We start from the raw sequence: 20,097 nt of genomic DNA on the forward strand, positions 1-20,097 counted from the left end.
CCACTGCGCGTCCCACCCGGCCGGACCGGCGCGTCCCGGCCGGACCGGGCACCCGCTGGCCGGCGCGGGGTCAGAGCTGGCCGGGGTAGAACCCGTACCGGGCCAGGGGTTCGACGATGTTCTCCTCCTCGTAGGACAGGTGGGACAGCAGGGTGTCGGTGAGCACGTCCACCGCCTGCTGCAGGCCGGTGAGCCGCCCCGGGTCCCCGATCAGCGCGACCAGGGCCCGGTCGACGCCCTCGACGACCTCGTGGATGACGACGTGTTCCTGCTCCAGCCGGTCGATCACCGGGACCAGCCCCGGATCGGCCCGTCGCAGGTGCGGGAAGATCGCGTCGTCCTCCAACCCGTGGTGCTGGGTCACGAGTGTGCAGTAGGCGGCGCAGTACGCGCCCAGCGTCCAGTTGTTCTGCCGCAGGGTCATCCGGTTGAGCACGCCCCGGGCGTCGCCGGCGGAGACCGCCCCCCGGCGGACCTGGTCGAGCAGGTCGCGGATCTCGCCCAGTTCCCGACGCAGGTGGTCGTGCACGTCGACCAGGTGCCCACCGACGGCCTGGGCCTGCGGGGAGTAGACGTGCCCGGTCGGGGCGGGCGGGGCGACGGGGCGGGTCGACTCGTCCCAGAGCCGGTGGTCGCTGTGCCGTACCTGCGGTGCGGGGGTGGGGGTGACCGCGAGTCCCGCGACACTACCGACCCGGAGGGTCTCCCGCCGCTCCTGCGCCGCTCCCGCCGTACCGGTCGGCTCCGTCGTGTCCCCCGCCGGCCCGGTCAGCTCCCCCGGCGGCGCGGCGGCGGGGGCGGTCGAGCCGGCCCGTTCGGCGGCGACCAGTTCACGGACGCCCGGGGCGACCTCCTGGGCGAAGAGCTGGATGCTGGCGGGGTCGTCGGTGCCGAGGACGAACCCGGAGGTGCCGTGCTCCAGCACCAGGTCGGTCAGCTCCCGCACCCACTGCCGGGGCGGGCCGTCGAGGAAGCCCGCACCGGTACCGGTGAACCGGCCGGAGACGTTCAGCAACCGCCGCACCTCGGCGGGGTCCCGCCCGGCCGCCGCCGCGCCCTCGTCGACGAGCGCGTTGAGCCCGGCCAGGTCCGCCGGCCCGTTCGGCAGGTACGCGAGCGACGGCAGCCAGCCGTCCGCCGTCCGTCCCACCAACCGCAGCAACCTCGGCTTGTACGCCCCGACCCAGATCCCCACCGGATGTGCCGGGGCGGGGCCGCGTTTCGCGCCGACCACCCGGTAGTGCTCACCGTCGACGCGTACCCCGCCGCGCCGGTCGGCCGCCCACACCTCCCGGATGATCCGGATCGCCTCGTCGAGGGCGTCCACCGCCTGCCCGGGGGTGAGCCGTCGACCGCCGTTGGCCTCGATGGCGTCCCAGAACGCGCCGGTGCCGAGGCCGAGTTCGACCCGGCCGCCGCTGAGCAGGTCGAGGCTGGCGACGCTGCGGGCCAGCACCACCGGCTGCCGCAGCGGCAGGTTGAGCACGTTGCCGGCCAGCCTGATCCGGCTGGTCGCCGCCGCCAGGTAGGACATCAGCGTCCAGGTGTCGAGGAAACCCGGCTGGTAGGGGTGGTCCTGGAAGGTGACGAGATCCAGGCCGGCCTGCTCGCAGAGCCGGGCGCGGGCGACGACCTGCTCCGGCTGCCGGGCGTCGGGGGTGAGGAAGCCGCCGAACAGCAGCTCGTGTCCGTAGTCGGTCATGACGCTGCCGTCACCTGGTCCCCTCGTCGCGTTCCCGGCGTCGCCCCGGCGGCCCGGCAGGGTGGGCGACCGGCCCACCGTAGCGCTGACCTGCGCCGACCCGCCGGGCGGTCGCGGGTTTCGGGTCGCCCGGGGCGGTGCCGGTGCGATCACACGTCGACGGTGAGGTGCACGGCCACCGGGACGACCACGAGTGGCACATCTTGCGGCCGCTTGCGAGGCTAGGAGCCGTGTATGACTACGACCTGTTGGTGCTGGGCTCCGGGCCCAGCGGTCAGAAGGCGGCGATCGCCGCCGCGAAGCTCGGTAGGCGGGTCGGTATCGTGGACCGCCGCGACATGATCGGTGGGGTGTGCATCAACACCGGCACCGTCCCCTCCAAGACGCTGCGGGAGGCCGTGCTCTACCTCACCGGCCTGAGCCAGCGGGATCTGTACGGCAGCAGCTACCGGGTCAAGGAGGAGATCACCGTCGGTGATCTGGCCGCCCGGACGCAGCACGTGATCAGCCGGCAGACCGACGTCATCCGCAACCAGCTCGCCCGCAACCGGGTCGCGTTGATCACCGGCACCGGTCGGTTCGCCGACCCGCACTCGATCTGGGTGGACGGCGGCTCCGGGCACGAGTCGAAGATCACCTTCGACAAGATCGTCATCGCCGCCGGCACCCGCCCGGCCCGGCCGGACAGCGTCGACTTCGACGACCGGACGATCGTCGACTCCGACGGGGTGATCAACCTCCAGGCCGTGCCGCGCAGCATGGTGGTGGTCGGCGCGGGCGTGATCGGCATGGAGTACGCGTCCATGTTCGCCGCGCTCGGCACGAAGGTGACCGTGGTGGAACGCCGTGACGGGATGCTCGACTTCTGCGACGAGGAGATCATCGAGTCGCTCAAGTACCACCTGCGCGACCTGTCGGTGACGTTCCGCTTCGGCGAGGAGGTCGCGGCGGTCGAGAAGCACGAGACGGCCGCGCTGTGCGTCCTCAAGAGCGGCAAGAAGATCGTCGCGGACACGGTCATGTACTCGGCCGGCCGGCAGGGGCAGACCGACGACCTGGCCCTCGACGCGGCCGGGCTGGAGGCCGACGCGCGCGGCCGGATCGCGGTGGACGAGCACTACCGCACCAGCGTCGAGCACATCTACGCGGTCGGTGACGTGATCGGCTTCCCGGCGCTGGCGTCCACGTCGATGGAGCAGGGCCGGATGGCGGCGCTGCACGCCTGCGGGGAGCCGGTGCGCGAACTCCAGGAGCTGCAGCCCATCGGGATCTACACGATCCCGGAGATCAGTTTCGTCGGCAAGACCGAGGAGGAGCTGACCAACAGCGCCACCCCGTTCGAGGTCGGCGTCGCCCGCTACCGCGAGCTGGCCCGGGGACAGATCGTCGGCGACTCGTACGGCATGTTGAAGCTGCTCGTGTCGCCGCAGGACGGCCGGCTGCTCGGGGTGCACGTGTTCGGCACCGGCGCGACCGAGATCGTCCACATCGGGCAGACGGTGATGGGCTGCGGCGGCACGGTCGACTACCTGATCGACACGGTCTTCAACTACCCGACCCTGTCCGAGGCGTACAAGGTCGCCGCGTTGGACGCGTCCAACAAGATCCGCAACATCACCCGGATCGAGGGGTGAGCCACGGTCTGCCGCGGGCCCGACGTCGGGTCCGCGGCAGACCGTGGGCACGGTCACCGGCCGGGTACGCGAGGTGGCCGACGGTCGTCGTCGCCACTACCCTCGACGGGTAGCCAACCGCCGATCGACAGGGCCCGCCGCGTGATGCCGAGAAGTCCCACCGTGGACGGGCAGTCGCCGGGTGACAGCCGCCGCCGGAGCCTCGGGGCGCTGCTGCGGCGGGTGCATCTCGGCGGCCCGGTGTCGCGGGCCGGGCTGGCCGAGTGGCTGGGCGTCAACCGCAGCACGGTCCTGGCGCTCACCACGGACCTGGTCGCGGCCGGCCTGGTACGGGAGGACTTCCCCGAGCTGACCGGGCGGGCCGGCCGGCCGTCCCTGGTGGTCCGGCCGGCCGGCGACCGGGTGTACGTGCTCGCCTTCGACATCGCGGTGGACCGGCTGGTCGCGGCCCGGGTGGGGCTGGGCGGGGCGATCCAGGACCGCCGCGAGGCGCACCGGGCCCGCGCGGGCGCCGACCTGGACACCGTCGTACGGGTGCTGGCCGACCTCGGGCGGCAGTTGCACGCCACGGCGACGTCGGGGGCGACCTGCGTCGGGATCGGCGCGTCGTACTGCGGGATGATCCGGCCGGGCGACGGGATGGTCCGCTTCGGGCCGGACATGGGCTGGGTGGACCAGGCGTTCGGCGCGGAGCTGGCCCACCGGCTCGATCTCGGGCTGCCGGTCCTGGTCGGCAACGAGGCCCACCTGGGCGCGGTGGCCGAGCACCAGCGCGGGGTGGGTGTCGGGGTGGACAACCTGGTCTACCTGCACGGCGACGTCGGGGTCGGCGGCGGGATCATCGTCGGTGGCGACCTGCTCGGCGGCGACGGCGGGTACGGCTCCGAGGTCGGTCACATGCTGGTCAACCCGTACGACGGCAGACCGTGCGGGTGTGGTTCGCGCGGCTGCCTGGAGGCGGAGGTCGGCGAGCGGGCGCTGCTCGACGCGGCGGGTCGGCCCGCCGACCGGATCGGCCGGGGCGCGGTCCGGGAGGTGGTCGACGCGGCGGACCGCGGCGACCCGGCAGCCCGGGAGGCGTTGCGGACCGTCGGCGACTGGCTCGGCATCGGGGTGGCGAACGTGATCAACCTGTTCAACCCCGGCATGGTGATCTTCGGCGGCATGCTGCGGGAGGTGTACCGGGGATCGGCGGCGCACGTACGGGAGCGGATCGCCGTCAACGTCCTGCCGGTCTCGCGTACCCGGGCACAGCTGCGGGTGTCCGCACTCGGTGACGACGCCACCCTGGTCGGCGCGGCGGAGCTCGGCTTCACCCGGCTGCTCGCCGACCCGTTGGGGACGCCGGTCGGCTGAGCGGCCGACCGAAAACCGGTTGGCGGAAGCGGTCCGGTGGGCCAGGCTGACGGGCATGACGTACTGACGGACACCCCCGCACCCCGCACGCCCGTGCCGCGCCGCCGCACGCCGTGGCGTCGCCACGAGCCATCGTGCCGCCGGCTGCCATCGTGCCGCCGCGTGCCGTCCGTCGTTCCCGTCACCCGAAACGAGCGTCCGTGTCCCCACAGCGTTCCCTGCCGTCCCCGTCCCCGTCGCCGGCCACGGCCACGGCCACCGTCACCGTCTTCGCCTCCCCCGAGAGCTGGATCGAGTCCGACGCCGTCCGGCAGTGCCACCAGGTGGCCGCCCTCGACGGCATGCGGCACGTCGCCGCCATGCCCGACCTGCACCCGGGCAAGGGCGCCCCGATCGGCGCGGCGATGGCCTCGACCGTGCTCTACCCGCACCTGGTGGGCTCCGACATCGGGTGCGGCATCGCCGTCTTCCCGATCGGCCTCAAGCGGGCCGTACCCGAACGGATCGCCGCCCGGTTCCCGGACCTGGACCGGTCGCCGGACCCCGACGACCCGGCCTGGGCCGTCGCGCCCGGCGGGCCACCCGCCGGTCACGTCGAGGGGCTCGGCACGGTCGGACGGGGTAACCACTTCGTCGAACTGGCCCGGATCGATACCGTCCTCGCGGCGGACCACGCGGACCGGCTCGGGCTCGCCGCCGGGGACCTCGTGCTCATCGTGCACAGCGGGTCGCGGGGCCTGGGCGAGCGGATCCTGCGGGCACACACCGGGGCGCACGGCGCGGGGCCGGCCCCCGACCCGTCCGGCTACCTGGCCCGGCACGACGAGGCGGTCCGCTGGGGCGCGCTCAACCGGCGGATGCTGGCCGCCCGGGTCGCGCACGCCCTGGGGGCCGCGCCCACCGAGCCGGTCGTCGACCAGTGCCACAACCTGGTCGAGGTCCGCGACGGCGAATACCTGCACCGCAAGGGGGCGGCCCCGGGCGACGGCCGGGACGTGCTGGTCGCCGGCACCCGGGGCACCCCGTCGTACCTCGTGGCCGGGCACGCCGGCCCGACGGCCAACCACTCCGTGGCCCACGGCGCGGGTCGCAAGATGTCCCGCGCCGACGCGCTGCGCCGGGGCCGGGCCAAGCACACCGTCGCGCAGTTGCGGCGTACGCCGGTGGGTTCGCTGGTGGTGTGCGGCGACCGGCAACTGCTGTTCGAGGAGGCGCCGACGGCCTACAAGCGCATCGAGCAGGTGGTCGCCGACCTCGTCGCGCACGACCTGGCCACCCCGGTGGCGAGCACCCTCCCGCTGGTCACCTACAAGACGCCCGACCCCGGGCCGACCCACCGGGACGGGCGTCGGCGGGTTCGGGAATGAGCGTCCACCTGCTCCTGTCCGCCGGGCGCGGCCCCCAGGAGTGCGCCTGGGCGGTGGCCCGGCTGCTGGACCGGTTGACTGCCGACGCCGCCCGGCACCGGGTGGACAGCCACCGGGTCGAGTCCGTCGCCGGCGACCGACCGGGCACCTACCGGTCGGTCGTGGTCCGGCTCGACGGGCCCGACGTGGCGACGTTCGCCGCCGGGTGGACGGGCACCCTGTGCTGGCAGGCGCCCAGCCCGTACCGGCCGACGACCGGCCGGAAGAACTGGTACGTCACCGCCCGACCGTGCCGGGTGGACACCCCGACCACGGCGTTCGTCGAGGCCGACGTGCATGTCGTCGCCTGCCGGACCGGTGGACCGGGGGGTCAGCACCGGAACAAGGTGAGCACGGCGGCGCGGGCGACCCACCGTCCCTCCGGCACCGTCGTCGTGGTCGACACCGAACGGCAGTTCGGTCTCAACCGCGCCGCCGCCCTGCGGTTGCTGCGGCAGCGCCTCGCCGAGGACGACGCGCGTGCCGGCCGCGCCGTCACCGCCGCCCGCCGACGCCTGCACGACGAACTCGTCCGGGGCGACGCCGTGCGGGTCGAACGTCCCCACCCGCCCGGCGCGACCGGCACCCGGGTCAGGAGCCGTCGCGCAGGTCGGTCAGCCGGTCGCGGGTGAAGCGGAGGTCGTCGAAGACGACCCGGCAGCCGTCGCCGGTGGGTGACTGCGCCTCCAGGCCGATCGTGGCGGCGGTGGCCGCGCCGTCGATGCCGAAGTACCTGACCATCCGCCAGGTCCGTCCGTCGACCGAGGCGTGGTACGCGAACGCGTGGTCGATCCGGGAGACCCGCAGCCAGACTGTGCGGGCGTCGACGACGAAGGCGTTGGCGTCGTCGGCGACGCCCCGGGCGACCACCGAGACGATCATCGGTTCGCCGTCGGGAGAGAGTTCGAAGCAGAGCTTGCCCCAGTGCCGCTCGTCGATCCAGAGCAGCAGCACCCCGGCGTCGTAGGTGGCCGCGAAGTCCACGGTGACCCGGGCGCTGAACTGGAAGTCGCCGTCCGGGGGCGGGCCGAGCAGGGTCGCCGCGTCGAGCGTCGACCCGGCGGCCGGATCGCCCGCCGCCGGGTCGATGAAGATGTCGCTGCGCGGGGCCGCCGACCCGGTCACCACGCCGTCCGCCTCGGCGATCGTCCACGCCGCCTCGGGCGACGGCGACAGGGCGAACGGCAGACCCGGGACGTTCCAGGTGGTGGTCATGGTGTCCATTATCTGCCGGGGCCCCAGCGCGCGTCGCCCCGGTGGCCCTCCGGGTGACGGGCAGCGCGGGGACAGCGGGACCGGCGGGCGCCGACGGCCGGCTCCCCCACCGGGCCGGTACGCACCGTTGTCGGTCGGGCCGCCTAGGGTGAGGGCATGGCGGAACGAGGTCTGACCCTGATGGCGGTGCACGCGCACCCCGACGACGAGGCGACGAGCACCGGTGGCGTGTTGGCCCGGTATGCGGCGGAGGGCATCACGACGGTGCTGGTGACCTGCACCGACGGTGGTTGCGGTGACGGCCCCGGCGGGGTCAAGCCGGGCGACCCGGGGCACGACCCGGCCGCCGTGGTGGCGATGCGGCAGGCCGAGCTGGAGGCCAGCTGCGCGGCGTTGAAGGTCAGTCACCTGGAGACGCTCGGTTACGCCGACTCCGGCATGATGGGCTGGTCGACCAACGACCTGCCCGGAGCGTTCTGGAACACGCCGGTGACGGAGGCGGCGCAGCGGCTGGCGGAGCTGATCCGCCGGTACCGGCCGGACGTGGTGGTCACCTACGACGAGAACGGCTTCTACGGTCACCCGGACCACATCCAGGCCCATCGGATCACCATGGCCGCCGTCGAGATGACCGACGTCCCGGCGAAGGTCTACTGGACCACCGTGCCGCACACGGCGTTCGCGGAGTTCGGCCGGGTGATGAAGGAGCTGGGCGTCGAGTGGGCCGAGCCGGAGGAGACGCCGGGAGCGGACGGGCCGGGCCCGCAGCTCGGCCTGCCCGACGACGAGATCACCACCTGGGTGGACACCAGCAGCTACGGCGCGCAGAAGTTCGACGCGCTGGCCGCCCACGCCAGCCAGACCGAGAACATCTTCTTCCTGCGGATGGGCCGGGACCGGTTCGTCGAGCTGATGGGCCGGGAGACCTTCGTCCGGGTCCGCGACACCACCGGGGCGGCCCTGCCGGAGGACGACCTGTTCGCCGGCCTGCGCTGACCGGCCCGGCGAATGTTGCCGGGGTGTTCCAGCCGTAACCGGGACGGAACACCCCGGCGGTCATCGCCTTGGACAGATGGACAACTCGGTATGGTTATCCATCGACATCCATCTTCACAGACTCTCCACGGCCGACGATGATCGCGTCATCGAAAGATGCGAAAGCATCTCGGATCGGGGAGGTCAGTTTGAGATCAGCCCTAGCGCTGGCCGGCGTCACCATGCTGGTCGGCAGTGGTCTCGTGGTCACCACCACGAGCGCGTCCGCCGCTCCGCCCGCCGCCTCGGGACCATCGCTGGTCGCCGCCGCCGACACCGCGCTCAAGGAGCACTCCCGCGACGTCAGGTCGTCGGCGAAGGACCGCTACGCCGTGCACAGCAGCAGGCGCGACGCCCAGGGCCGGGGCGCGGTCCGCTACACCCGCACCTACGACGGGCTCCGCGTCTACGGCGGGGACGTCGTCATCCGCACCGGGGCCGACGGTGACTACGCCGGCAGCTCGGTCGGCCTGGCCGCGCCGCTGAGCCTCGCCACGACCCCGAAGGTCAGCGCCGCCAAGGCCAGCAAGGCGGCGACCACCGCGTTCTCCGGGCGGATCACCGGCACCGGCGCGGCGGAGCTGTTCGTCGACGCCAGCAGCGGCACCGGCCGGCTGGCCTGGGAGACGGTGGTCACCGGCTGGGCGCCCGACGGGCAGACCCCCTCGAAGCTGCACGTGATCAGCGACGCGATCACCGGTGCCCGGATCGGCTCCTACGACGAGATCGAGTCCGTCGTCGGCACCGGCAACAGCATCTACGCCGGCCCGGTCGCGATCGACACCACCCAGTCCGGAGCCACGTACAGCATGATCGACCCGACCCGGGGCAACGGCCGTACCTGCGACATGAACAACGGCACGTCGACCTGCACCACCTTCACCGACGCCGACAACGTGTGGGGCACCGGCGCGGCCTCGAACCGGCAGTCCGCCGCCGTCGACGCCCACTTCGGCGCGGCGACGACCTTCGACTACTTCACCGAGGTGCACGGGCGCAACGGCATCTTCGGCAACGGCACCGGCGTGCCGAGCCGGGTGCACTACGGCAACGCGTACGTCAACGCCTTCTGGGACGGCGCGCAGATGACCTACGGCGACGGCGCGGGCAACGCCAAGCCGCTTGTCGCCCTCGACGTCGCCGGCCACGAGATGTCCCACGGCGTCACCGAGAACGTGGTCCCCGGCGGCCTGACCTACTCCGGCGAGTCCGGCGGCCTGAACGAGGCCACCAGCGACATCTTCGGCAACATGGTGGAGTTCTACGCGAACACCCCGGTCGACCCCGGCGACTACGAGGTCGGCGAGAAGATCGACATCCGGGGCACCGGCGCGCCGCTGCGCTACATGTACAACCCGACGCTTGACGGTTCGTCGCACGGCTGCTGGTCGACCAGCACCAACAGCCTCGACGTGCACTACTCCTCGGGCGTGGCCAACCACTTCTTCTTCAACCTGGCCGAGGGCTCCGGTGTCACCCCGTACGGCACCTCGCCGCTGTGCGGGTCGGCCCCGCCGGTGACCGGGATCGGCCGGGAGAAGGCGGAGAAGATCTGGTTCCGGGCGCTGGACGCGTACTTCGTGTCGAACACCCGCTACGTGAACACCGCCCAGCCGACCAACACCGCGCGGATGCACACCCTGTCGGCCGCCACCGACCTGTACGGCCTGTGCAGCACCGAGTACAAGGCCGTGATGGCCGCCTGGACCGCGGTGAACGTCACCGGCACCGAGTCGTGCGCCGCCAACGACTTCACCGTCGCGGTCGCCCCGGCGACGGTGACCGTCGACCCGGGCACCTCGGCCACCGCGACCGTCACCACCACGGTCATCCGGGGCACCGCCGAGACGGTCACCTTCTCGACCGGCCCGCTGCCGGCCGGGGTGAGCGTGTCGTTCTCCCCCGCGTCGGTCACCGCCGGCGGGTCGACCACCGTCACGGTCACCGCCGCCGCCACCGCCGGCAGCGGCACGGTACCGATCACGGTGGTGGGCACCGCCCCCTCGGTGGCCCGCACGACCACGCTGAACGTGACGGTGAACGGGCTGCCGGGCTGCTCCGGCAGCAACGGCACCGACGTGCCGATCGCCGACAACTCGACGGTGGAGAGCACCATCGTGATCAGCGGCTGCGCCGCGACCCCGTCGACCACGAGCAAGGTCGAGGTGCACATCGTGCACACCTACATCGGTGACCTCGTGGTCAGTCTGATCGCCCCGGACGGCAGCGTGTACACGCTGCAGAGCCGCTCCGGGGGCAGCACCGACAACATCGACCAGACGTACACCGTGAACCTCTCCTCGGAGGTGGCGAACGGCGCCTGGCGGCTGCGGGTGCAGGACGCGGCGACCCTGGACACCGGTTACCTCAACAGTTGGAGCCTGAACCTCTGACGCGTCGGTGACGCAGGCGGGCCATCCGGGTCTCCCGGGTGGCCCGCTCACACGTCGGTGACCCGACCCCACCCCGGTATAGTCATGCCTGTCTATTGGTGTCGCCGTCCCGACGCCCCCAGGTCACCCACCACCCCACCACCGAGGAGGTCCGGATGACTCCGTACCGATCCCGCCTGCGGGCCTGGGCCGTCGCGTTCCTCGCGGCGGTCGCCCTGCCCGCCGCCCTGCTCGGCCCGCCGACGTCGGCGTCGGCCGCGAACACCCTGACCATGCTCGGCGCGGACGTCTCCTCCGTGCAGCGCAGCCTGGACCTCGGCGCGCGGTACTACGACGCCGCCGGCACCGCCCGCGACCCGCTCGACATCCTCAAGGGCGTCGGCGTCAACTACGTCCGGCTGCGGGTCTGGAACAACCCGGCCAGCGGCTGGAACAACAAGGCCAAGGTGCTGGCGTACGCGAAGACGGTCAAGGCCAAGGGCCTCAAGCTCATGATCGACTTCCACTACTCCGACACCTGGGCCGACCCGGGCAAGCAGTACAAGCCGGCCGCCTGGGCCAACCACGGCATCGGCCAGCTCCAGAGCGACGTCTACAACTACACCTCCGACGTGTGCACCAGCCTGCGTAACCAGGGCACCACGCCGGACAGCGTGCAGATCGGCAACGAGATCAACGTCGGCATGCTGTGGAACGACGGCAAGGTCGTCAACAACGACTTCACCAACCTCAGCCTGCTGCTCAAGGCCGGTTACCAGGCCACCAAGGCGTGCAACGGCGGAACCCAGGTGATCATCCACACCGCGAACGCGGACAGCATGGACCACGCCCGCTGGTTCTACGACGGCATCCGGGCCAAGGGCGTGCAGTGGGACCTGACCGCCCTGTCGTACTACTGCATGTGGCACGGCACGCTGGCCAACCTCTACAACGTCATCACCGACGTCCGCACCCGGTACGGCAAGCCGGTGGTGCTCACCGAGACGGCATACCCGTTCACCGCCGCGAACGCCGACAACGAGCCGAACGCGATCAACGGCACCGAACCCTGTGCGGGGCACCAGGCGAGCTGGACCGGCCAGGCCACCGAGTTCTCCTGGGTGCAGGACACCGCCCGCAACGCCGGCGCGATCGGCGTCTTCTACTGGGAGCCGACCTGGTACGCGGTGCCCGGCAACGGGTGGGACCCGGCGAACATCAACGGCACCGGCAACCAGTGGGACAACATGGCCGTCTTCAACTGGACCGGCCAGGTGAACCCGAGCATCCGCTGGCGGCCGTAGCGGCTTGCGTCCCGGTCGGCGGGCCACCGTCGGTGGCCCGCCGACCGGGCACTACCCTGGCGCGGTGCGATACGACGAGTGTGAAGCGGCCATCCGTGAGCTGGTCGACGCGGCCGACGAGGACGCCCTGCACGCCTTCGGGCTGGCGACGGTCACCCGCCTGCTGGAGGCCGACCTGATCGACGAGGCCGGCGCGGACGACCTGGACGAGGACGCCACCGCGGCGCTGACCGCCGCGCGGGAACGGATCGCCACGGCCGGCGCGGCCGAGCTGCGCGCCCATCTCGACCGCATCGACGAGGGCATCCTCGCCGACGGCGACATGGACCCCGGCCTGCTGATCGCCCTGTCGGCCCTCGAACACTGGACCAGTTACCTGGAGGAGCACCGACGCGGCGAGCTGCACGAACTCGCCCTGCGCTCCGTCGAGGAGGTCGACTACCGGGTCTCGGCCGCGCTCGACGACTTCCTGGCCACGCCGGAGATGGCCGCCGAGTACGCGCGGATCAGGCAGTCGCTGACCGCCTGACGGGTCGCCTGGCGGTGGGCCGGACCGACGGCGTGCCGCCACCCGGGTGGGCGGCGACACGCCGGTGTGGGCCTCAGTGCCGTGCGGCGTGCCCGCGCGCCGGCACGGCCGTGGCCTGCCGGCCGACGGTCACCGGCCGCAGTTCAGCGTCAGCGGGCCCGGCGCGTTGGTCCAGACGAGCATGCCGAACGTCGTGCTGCCACCCGGGGCCAGCGTCCCGTTCCACGAGGCGTTGCGCACCGTGACGTCGGGACCCGAGGTGCTGAGCACGCCGTTCCAGAGGGCCGAGATGCGCTCGTCGCCCAACCACCGCCAGGTGACCTGCCAGCCGTTGAGCGTCTCCTCGGCGGTGTTGCGCACGGTGACCGTGGCGGCGAACCCGCCGGTCCAGCGGTTGTCGACGGTGATCGTCGCCCGGCACGACGCCGACCCGGCCGGCAGCGTCCGGACCGGACCGTTGATGACGTACGGGTCGTGCTTCTCCCCGGCGCTGAACCGGTACCAGTAGTCGCTGTCCGGGGTCAGCCCGGTGACCGTGATCTCCCCCTGCCGTTCCGGGCCGGACACCGCCGAGGCCACCGGGTTCAGCCAGGCCGTCGCGTCCGCCTGGCTGGCGAAGAGGACCAGGGTCATCGGCGGGTTGTAGCCGCACGGCGGGGTCATGATCATCGAGTACCGGACGGTGATGCTCGTGGCGCTGGCCGACATGAACTGCCCGGAGACCGGCAGCGCCGGGGGGCACGCGTAGGTGGGGGTGGGAAGGGGGGTGGCCGAGAGCGCCGGCTGGGCCTGGGCGCCGGTGAGTGTGCCGGCCCAACCGGCCAGGGTCAGGGTCGTGGTCGCCAGCACCACGCCGAGCGTGCGGAGCATCCGTACCTCCGAGAGGGTTGCGGGGGCACCGGCGGCCGGGACGGGCCTGGGTGCCGGGCGGTGAGGGGTGGGTGATCTCTGCGCGACCGATGGCTGCCGTGGGCCGGATGGTGCCGGACGGGCCTGCCGACGGGCGGGGCGACCGGCCGGTGGTCACCGTCGCGGACTGCCCGGCGCGGGGTGGCGTGGCCGCCCCGCGTGTCCGACGGATCGGCGCACGAGTGGTCACGCTGGCTCCCGAGCGTGACGACGCCAGAACAGTCTGGCATTCGATGACTGTCGATGCAATGCCCGCCCGGGGGGCCTGCGTGCCACCGGACGGGCGCGGCGCGTCGCCGTCCGACCGATCGCCGAGGGCGGGTCGGATCAGCGGTTACGCGGTGCCGCGGCGCTGTCGCGGACGACCAGATCGGTGGCGAGTTCGATGCGCGGACTCTCGATCGTCTCGCCCCTCGCCAGCCGCAGCACGGTACGGGCGGCCAACATGCCCATCTCGGCCAGTGGTTGCCGGATCGTGGTCAGCGGCGGTGAGCACCAGCGGACCTCCGGCAGGTCGTCGAAGCCCACCACGCTGACGTCGTCAGGCACCCGCAGGCCGCGCTTGCGGACCGCCTCGTAGACGCCGAGCGCCATCTGGTCGCTGGAGGCGAAGATCGCGGTGGGCGGTTCGGGCAGGCCCAGCAGGTGCATCCCGGCGGTGTAGCCGGACTCGTGGTAGAAGTTGCCGGGCCGCACCAGCCGGTCGTCGACGGCGAGGCCGGCGGCGTCGAGCGCGGCCCGGTAGCCGTCCATCCGGGCCCGGCTGCACATCAGCTGCGGCGGGCCGGCGATGAAGCCGATCCGCCGGTGACCGAGGCCGAGCAGGTACTGGTTGGCGCGCAGGCTCCCCGCCCAATTGGTGGCGCCGATGGTGGGGGCCTCCTGCGGGGCCACCCCGGCCGGGTCGACGATGACCACCGGCAGCCGCAGCCGGCGCAGCTCGGCCTGCAACGGTGGCTCCACCATCGAGGTCACGAAGATGACCCCCTCGGTGGAGCGGGTACGCATGTTGTCCAGCCACTGCTTGGCCGACGAGGTGCGCCGGTGGATGGCCGACACGACCGTGCCGGCCCCGCTGGCCTGCGCGACGTCCTCCACCCCACGGATGATCTCCACGGCCCACGGGCTGTCGAGGTCGTTGAAGACCAGGTCGATCAGGGCGGACTGGGTGCGTCGCGCCGCCGAGCGGGGACGGTAGCCGTGCCGGGTGAGCAGTTCCTCCACCCGTTCCCGGGTCTGCGGGGCGACGTCGGACCGGCCGTTGATCACCCGGGAGACCGTGGGCACGGAGACGCCCGCCAACCGCGCGATCATCGCGATGGTGACGTTCCTGCCGTTCTCGGAGCCCACGGTCGCCCTTTCGGTCGGGGGAACTACGGTCGCAGAAGGCTATCGCAGCAGGTCGGGGTCACCCCTTGACGCTGCCGGAGAGCCCACCGATGAGCTGACGTTCGGCGATGGCGTAGAAGCCCAGCGCCGGGATCATCGACAGCACGACGTAGGCGAGCACCTTCGCGGTGTCGTCGGAGTACTGCCCCTGGAACGCCTGGACCCCGAGGGGCAGGGTCCACCAGCTCTGGTCGGTGAACACCACCAGCGGCAGCATGAAGTTGTTCCAACTGCTCACCAGGGCCAGCACCGACACGGTGGCCAGGGCGGGCCGGGCCATCGGCAGCAGCACCCGCCAGAAGAACCCGAACGGGCCGCAACCGTCGAGGGTCGCCGCCTCCTCGACCTCGCCGGGAATGGTCCGGAAGAACTGCCGCAGGATGATGATGGTGATCGGCAGGCCGAAGGCGGCCTGGGGCAGGATCACCCCGAGCGGGTTGTCCAGCAGGCCCATCCCGCGCAGCAGGATGAACAGCGGCAGGATCGCCACCGCGAACGGGAACATCAGCCCGATAGCGAAGAGGGTGACCAGGAACTCCCGACCCCGGAAGGCGAAGCGGGCGAACACGAACGCGGCCATCGCCGCCGCGGCGACCACGACGAACGTGCTGGCCACGGCGATGAAGACGCTGTTGCCCACGTTGCGCCAGAACACCCCGGCGGTGAAGATCTCGACGTAGTTGCCCGGCACCCACGGGTCGGGCAGGCCGAGCGGATTGGTGGAGAGCTGCCCGTTGTCCTTGAACCCGCCGATCACCCCGAACCAGACCGGCACCACGATGAGCGCGCCGACGGCGATGGAGATGAGGTGCAGCAGGAGGCGGCGGGCCCGCTGGGCCGGGTTCGCCGGGCTGGTCATCGCTGGTCTCCTTGGACGGTGAGGGCGCCCTCGGTGTCGCGCCGCAGGACGATGCGCTGGTAGATGAGGGCGAAGACGAGGCTCAGCAGGAACATGATGATGCTGATCGCGCTGGCGTAGCCGACCTCGAAGCGGCGGAAGCCGAACTGGAACATCGTCACGGCCATGGTCTCCGAGGCGTGGATCGGCCCGCCGCCGGTGAGCACCCAGACCATGTCGAAGAGCTGGATGGTGCCGATGACCGACAGGAACACGCTGATCCGGATGGTCGGCCCGAGCAGCGGCAGGGTGACGAGCCGGAACGCCTGCCACGCGTTGGCCCCGTCGGTGACCGCCGCCTCGTCGAGTTCCTTGGGGATGCTCTGCCGGGCGGCCAGGAAGAGGATCATGTAGAGGCCGAAGTACTTCCAGGAGACCACCAGGAAGACGGCGTACAGGACGGTGTCCGGGTCGGCGAAGACCGCCCCCGCGTCGGCCCCCAGGAACCGGGAGATCGCGTCACCGAACCCCCGGTTGGGCGAGAACACCAGGTTGAACAGGACCGCGGTGGTGACCTCGGAGAGCACGTACGGGGCGAAGAAGATCACCCGGTAGATCGCGCGTCCCCGCAGCGGCTGGTTGAGCAGCATCGCCAGACCCATCGCGACCGGCAGCTGGACGACCAGGGAGAGCACGATCAGCACGAGCCCGTGCCACAGGTCACCCCGGAACACCGGGTCGCCGAAGGCCCTGGTGTAGTTGTCCAGCCCGATGAAGTTCTCGGGCAGCCCGAAGCCGTTCCACTTGTAGAGGCTGGCGTAGCCGGCCACCACGATGGGGGTCAGCACCAGCAGCAGGAACAGCAGCAGGGACGGGGTCAGAAAGACGGCCAGGGCCCGGCGACGGCCCGGCCGGGGCCGGCGGCCGGTACGGCGTGCGCCGCCCGGCCCCGGCCCCGACGGTTCGGTCACTCGGCCGCCGGGTCCCGCATTCGACAGGATCGATGGCGTGGTCATGCCTGCTCCACTCAGTTCTCGCCGGCGGCTGGTGATCGGTGGGGGTGGGACGTCCCTACTGGGTCTTCGCCACCTGGGTGATGTCCTTGAGGATCTGCGCGGGTGACTTGCTGCCGGCGACCAGGGCGGCGACGCTGTCGTTGACCTGCTGGCCGACGGCCGGCGGGTACGCCTGGTCCAGGTAGAGCTGGAAGCCGGTGGCGGCGGCCAGCGTCTGCGCGACGACCTTGTTGTTCGGGTCGGCGACGGCGTCGGTGGCTTCCTTGACCGTCGGCAGCACCGCGCCGGTCTTGGTGCTGCGACGCTGCACGTCGACGCTGAGCAGGGTCTTGAGGAAGTCCATGGTGGCCGGCGGGGCGTCCTTGCCGACGGCGAAGCCGTTGCCACCGCCGAAGACCTCGGTGGCCGAACCCTTGCCGCCGTCGACGGCCGGGAACGGGAAGAAGCCGAGCTTGTCGCCGAGCCCCTTCTTGCTGGTCGAGCTGGACGCCTGCACCGACGGCGCCCACTGCCCCATCAGCTCCAGCGCGGCGCCACCGTTGCCCATGGTGGCGGCCTGGCCGTCCGGGGAGCCGTACTCGGCGCCGAGGAAGCCCTTCTGGAACGGCTGGAGGTCGATCAGCTCCTTGAACCGCTCGCCGGCGGCCACGAAGTCCGGGGTCTCGAAGTTCTTGTCCTTGGCGGCCTGCTGGAGGGCGCCCAGCCCGCCGATGCGCATGGACAGGTAGGCCCAGTAGAAGTGGGCCGGCCACTTGTCCTTGCCGGCCAGCGCCACGGGGGTGATCCCGGCAGCCTTGAGCTTGCGGACCACGTCGAGCAGCTCGGCCCAGGTGGCCGGCGGCGCGGCGATCTGCGCCTTGGCGAAGAGGTCCTTGTTGTACCAGAAGCCGACCATGCCGATGTCGAACGGCACCCCGTAGATCTTGCCGTCCACGGTGTACGGCTCCAGCGACAGCGGCAGCAGGCCGTCCTTCCACGGGGCGATGGTCTCGGTGAGGTCCTTGACCAGGCCCGCGTCGACCTGCTGCTTGAGCACCCCGCCGCCCCAGGACTGGAACAGGTCGGGCGGGGAGCCAGCCTGGGTGGCGGTGGTCAGCTTGGCCTTGAACGCCTCGTTCTCCAGCGGCTGGATCTCGATCTTCACGTTGCTGTGCGCGCTCTGGTACTCCTTGGCCACCGCCGCCCAGACCGGCAGCATCGGCTCGGTGTTCTGGATGTGCCACCAGTTGATCGTCTGGGGCGCGTCTGGGTCGTCGGACGCGTCGTCGCTGCAGCCGCTGAGCAGGTAGGCGCCGGCGCCGGCGCCGACGAGGCCGAGCAGCGATCTGCGGGAGAGGTGCGCTGTCATGATCCATCCCTTCAGGGACTCACGAGGTGCTCGGGCGCCGGCCGGGCCGGCGGGTTTCGAAACGTGTATCTCCGGAACTTTCAGAGCGTCGCCGGTATTACCGATCGATGGCGGGCACGCTACGAGTTGTTTCCACGCGGGTCAAGCCCTCTGTCCTATCGCGGCGAAAACGGCTAGCGTGTGCAGGGCTTCACCGACTACGGCCCTGATTTCGAAAGTTTCGAGAGCTGCCCGAGGAGTGCACGTGTCGACCGACACCGCTGAAGTGGCGACCGCTGCCCGGTCGATCCGCAATCCCGTCCTCGCCGGGTTCCACCCGGATCCGTCGATCCTGCGAGTCGGCGACGACTACTACCTGGCCACCTCGACGTTCGAGTGGTACCCCGGGGTCCGCCTGCACCACTCGCGCGACCTGGTGCACTGGCGACCGCTCGGCGGGATCATCACCGACCGCCGCCTGCTCGACCTGCGCGGCTGCGGCGACTCCAACGGTGTGTGGGCACCCGACCTGACCTACCACGACGGGCAGTTCCACCTCGTCTACAGCGACGTGGCCAGCTTCGCCAGCGGCTACTGGGACCCGCAGAACTTCCTGATCACCGCGCCCGACATCACCGGCCCCTGGTCGGACCCGGTGAAGCTGCACGGGCGCGGCTTCGACGCCGCGCTGTTCCACGACGACGACGGCACCACCTGGCTGCTGGCCATGAGCGCCGACTGGCGGCCCGGCCGGGACCGCTTCGGCGGCATCGAGATCCAGCAGTACGACCGGGAGGCGCGCCGCCTGGTCGGCCGGCCCCGCATCCTGTTCACCGGCACCCCGGTCGGGGTCACCGAGGGCCCGCACCTCTACCGCCACGACGGCTGGTACTGGCTGATCACCGCGGAGGGCGGCACGAGTTGGGAGCACCAGGTCACCGTGGCCCGCTCCCGCGAACTGTTCGGACCGTACGAGGTGGACCCGGACGGCCCGCTGCTGACCTCGGTCGGCCGGCCCGACCTGCGGTTGCAGAAGGCCGGCCACGGCAGCCTGGTCCGCACCCCCGACGGCGGGTGGTACCTCGCCCACCTGGTCGGTCGCCCCTACTCCCCGCTGGGCAGCTGCGTGCTGGGCCGGGAGACCGCGATCCAGCGGGTCGAGTGGCCCGCGGGCGGCTGGCCCCGGATTCCCGGCGGGGTGCCCGCCGACGAGGTCGACGCCCCCGACCTGCCGGCGCACCCGTGGCCGGCGGAACCCGACACGGACGACTTCGACGCCGACGAGCTGGGCACGGCGTGGTCGACGTTGCGCCGGCCGGCCGCCCCGGACTGGATCGACCTGCGGTCGCGCCCGTCGCACCTGCGGGTCCACGGTGGGCAGTCACCGGTGGGGCGGCAGGCCCCCAGCCTGGTCGCCCGCCGGGTCGGCGCGACCCGGTGCGCCCTGGAGACCGTCGTCGAGTTCGACCCGGTCGACCACCGTCAGCTCGCCGGGATCACCGCCTACTACAACACCCTGAACTGGCACCACCTCTACCTGACCCGCGCGGACGACGGCCGTACGGTGCTGGAGCTGCTCAGCTCCGACAACGGCCGGCGCACCGCCCACCCGGAACTGACCGTGGACACCGGCGGCGTCACCCGGGTCGGCCTGCGCGCCGAGTTCGACGGGCCGGTGGTGCGCTTCGGCTACGACCTGGGCACCGGTTGGCAGCAGCTCCCGGTCGAGCTGGACGCGACCATCCTCTCCGACGAGCACGCCGCGCTGATCATCGACGGCGAGCCGGCCGCCTGGGGGTTCACCGGGGCGTTCCTCGGGCTCTGGGTGCAGGATCTCGGCGGCGACGGCGGGTACGCCGACTTCGACCGGGCCACCTACCGGGAGCACTGACCGGCACGGCACGACCGACCGCACCACGACCGGCTCCGGTGGGGCCGGTCGTGGTCGTGTCCGGGTCCCGGTCGGTGTCGAAACGTTGCGACGCGCGACCGGCGGCGTGACCAGGAGTTCCGGAAGTATCGATGGTTGACCGGCGGGGTCTGCGCTCGTAACGTTCCAGTCGAC

16 protein-coding genes are annotated in these 20,097 nt (G+C 71.9%); 9 read left to right on the top strand and 7 right to left on the bottom strand.

Features of this window, described 5'->3' with window-relative positions; all coding sequences use genetic code 11:
* Positions 1–70 precede the first annotated feature (70 nt).
* Entirely contained in the window at positions 71–1,702 is a 1,632-nt protein-coding gene (locus ACN265_RS15365; protein ID WP_421408316.1) for an LLM class flavin-dependent oxidoreductase, read from the bottom strand.
* A gap of 230 nt (positions 1,703–1,932) precedes the next feature.
* On the opposite strand from ACN265_RS15365, the gene sthA reads away from it, so the two are divergent.
* The 4 genes from sthA (at position 1,933) to prfH (ending at position 6,730) form a co-directional block, all read left to right on the top strand.
* Positions 1,933–3,336: a Si-specific NAD(P)(+) transhydrogenase gene (gene sthA / locus ACN265_RS15370; protein WP_421408318.1), complete on the top strand. Its 1,404-nt coding sequence runs from the start codon at positions 1,933–1,935 to the stop codon at positions 3,334–3,336.
* Between the two features lie 144 nt (positions 3,337–3,480).
* Positions 3,481–4,692: an ROK family protein gene (locus ACN265_RS15375; protein ID WP_421408320.1), complete on the top strand. Its 1,212-nt coding sequence runs from the start codon at positions 3,481–3,483 to the stop codon at positions 4,690–4,692.
* Positions 4,693–4,892: 200 nt separating this feature from the next.
* A complete protein-coding gene (locus ACN265_RS15380) occupies positions 4,893–6,059 on the top strand; it encodes an RNA ligase RtcB family protein (protein ID WP_421408322.1) in 1,167 nt (388 codons plus the stop codon).
* A complete protein-coding gene (gene prfH, locus ACN265_RS15385; protein WP_421408324.1) occupies positions 6,056–6,730 on the top strand; it encodes a peptide chain release factor H in 675 nt (224 codons plus the stop codon). The genes ACN265_RS15380 and prfH overlap by 4 nt, the downstream gene beginning before the upstream one ends.
* Here the strand turns inward: prfH and ACN265_RS15390 are convergent.
* A complete protein-coding gene (locus ACN265_RS15390; RefSeq protein ID WP_421408326.1) occupies positions 6,690–7,313 on the bottom strand; it encodes a DUF1349 domain-containing protein in 624 nt (207 codons plus the stop codon). The two genes, prfH and ACN265_RS15390, sit on opposite strands and share 41 nt — an antisense overlap.
* 156 nt (positions 7,314–7,469) lie before the next feature.
* On the opposite strand from ACN265_RS15390, the gene ACN265_RS15395 reads away from it, so the two are divergent.
* The 4 genes from ACN265_RS15395 to ACN265_RS15410 all read left to right on the top strand — a co-directional run bounded on the left by ACN265_RS15395 (position 7,470) and on the right by ACN265_RS15410 (position 12,553).
* Positions 7,470–8,309, top strand: a complete 840-nt coding sequence (locus ACN265_RS15395; RefSeq protein ID WP_204924425.1) for a PIG-L family deacetylase — start codon at positions 7,470–7,472, stop codon at positions 8,307–8,309.
* A gap of 188 nt (positions 8,310–8,497) precedes the next feature.
* Positions 8,498–10,741 (top strand): M4 family metallopeptidase, encoded by a 2,244-nt coding sequence (locus tag ACN265_RS15400; RefSeq protein ID WP_421408328.1) that lies wholly within the window; start codon positions 8,498–8,500, stop codon positions 10,739–10,741.
* Between the two features lie 155 nt (positions 10,742–10,896).
* Complete coding sequence (locus ACN265_RS15405; protein WP_204924427.1) at positions 10,897–12,024, top strand: glycoside hydrolase family 53 protein; 1,128 nt, start codon at positions 10,897–10,899, stop codon at positions 12,022–12,024.
* A 64-nt stretch (positions 12,025–12,088) separates the two neighbouring features.
* Positions 12,089–12,553 carry a hypothetical protein gene (locus ACN265_RS15410; RefSeq protein WP_204924428.1) on the top strand — a complete coding sequence of 155 codons (465 nt, stop codon included), beginning with the start codon at positions 12,089–12,091 and terminating at the stop codon, positions 12,551–12,553.
* A 129-nt stretch (positions 12,554–12,682) separates the two neighbouring features.
* Here ACN265_RS15410 and ACN265_RS15415 read toward each other — a convergent pair whose 3' ends face one another.
* The 5 genes from ACN265_RS15415 to ACN265_RS15435 all read right to left on the bottom strand — a co-directional run bounded on the left by ACN265_RS15415 (position 12,683) and on the right by ACN265_RS15435 (position 18,053).
* A complete protein-coding gene (locus tag ACN265_RS15415) occupies positions 12,683–13,423 on the bottom strand; it encodes a cellulose binding domain-containing protein (protein WP_421408331.1) in 741 nt (246 codons plus the stop codon).
* Positions 13,424–13,789: 366 nt separating this feature from the next.
* Positions 13,790–14,776: a LacI family DNA-binding transcriptional regulator gene (locus ACN265_RS15420; protein WP_363793472.1), complete on the bottom strand. Its 987-nt coding sequence runs from the start codon at positions 14,774–14,776 to the stop codon at positions 13,790–13,792.
* A 94-nt stretch (positions 14,777–14,870) separates the two neighbouring features.
* Positions 14,871–15,710, bottom strand: a complete 840-nt coding sequence (locus ACN265_RS15425) for a carbohydrate ABC transporter permease (protein ID WP_204924431.1) — start codon at positions 15,708–15,710, stop codon at positions 14,871–14,873.
* Positions 15,707–16,705 carry a carbohydrate ABC transporter permease gene (locus ACN265_RS15430; protein ID WP_420116211.1) on the bottom strand — a complete coding sequence of 333 codons (999 nt, stop codon included), beginning with the start codon at positions 16,703–16,705 and terminating at the stop codon, positions 15,707–15,709. Before ACN265_RS15430 ends, ACN265_RS15425 begins: the two co-directional genes overlap by 4 nt.
* A gap of 55 nt (positions 16,706–16,760) precedes the next feature.
* The gene (locus ACN265_RS15435; RefSeq protein ID WP_421408333.1) at positions 16,761–18,053 is read right to left on the bottom strand and encodes an extracellular solute-binding protein; all 1,293 of its coding nucleotides are present in this window, start codon (positions 18,051–18,053) and stop codon (positions 16,761–16,763) included.
* Between the two features lie 244 nt (positions 18,054–18,297).
* Between ACN265_RS15435 and ACN265_RS15440 the strand changes: the two genes are divergently transcribed.
* Positions 18,298–19,923, top strand: a complete 1,626-nt coding sequence (locus ACN265_RS15440) for a glycoside hydrolase family 43 protein (RefSeq protein ID WP_421408335.1) — start codon at positions 18,298–18,300, stop codon at positions 19,921–19,923.
* Positions 19,924–20,097: the final 174 nt, after the last annotated feature.

Source organism: Micromonospora sp. WMMD730, assembly GCF_049178955.1.
Classification (GTDB): Bacteria; Actinomycetota; Actinomycetes; order Mycobacteriales; family Micromonosporaceae; genus Micromonospora; species Micromonospora wenchangensis.

Coding starts and splice junctions, on each gene's coding strand:
- ACN265_RS15420 (WP_363793472.1), bottom strand. CDS start 14,776: ATGATCGCGCGGTTGGCGGGCGTCTCCGTGCCCACGGTCTCCCGGGTG.
- ACN265_RS15375 (WP_421408320.1), top strand. CDS start 3,481: ATGCCGAGAAGTCCCACCGTGGACGGGCAGTCGCCGGGTGACAGCCGC.
- ACN265_RS15435 (WP_421408333.1), bottom strand. CDS start 18,053: ATGACAGCGCACCTCTCCCGCAGATCGCTGCTCGGCCTCGTCGGCGCC.
- ACN265_RS15430 (WP_420116211.1), bottom strand. CDS start 16,705: ATGACCACGCCATCGATCCTGTCGAATGCGGGACCCGGCGGCCGAGTG.
- ACN265_RS15365 (WP_421408316.1), bottom strand. CDS start 1,702: ATGACCGACTACGGACACGAGCTGCTGTTCGGCGGCTTCCTCACCCCC.
- ACN265_RS15415 (WP_421408331.1), bottom strand. CDS start 13,423: ATGCTCCGCACGCTCGGCGTGGTGCTGGCGACCACGACCCTGACCCTG.
- ACN265_RS15395 (WP_204924425.1), top strand. CDS start 7,470: ATGGCGGAACGAGGTCTGACCCTGATGGCGGTGCACGCGCACCCCGAC.
- ACN265_RS15425 (WP_204924431.1), bottom strand. CDS start 15,710: ATGACCAGCCCGGCGAACCCGGCCCAGCGGGCCCGCCGCCTCCTGCTG.
- ACN265_RS15390 (WP_421408326.1), bottom strand. CDS start 7,313: ATGACCACCACCTGGAACGTCCCGGGTCTGCCGTTCGCCCTGTCGCCG.
- prfH (WP_421408324.1), top strand. CDS start 6,056: ATGAGCGTCCACCTGCTCCTGTCCGCCGGGCGCGGCCCCCAGGAGTGC.
- ACN265_RS15405 (WP_204924427.1), top strand. CDS start 10,897: ATGACTCCGTACCGATCCCGCCTGCGGGCCTGGGCCGTCGCGTTCCTC.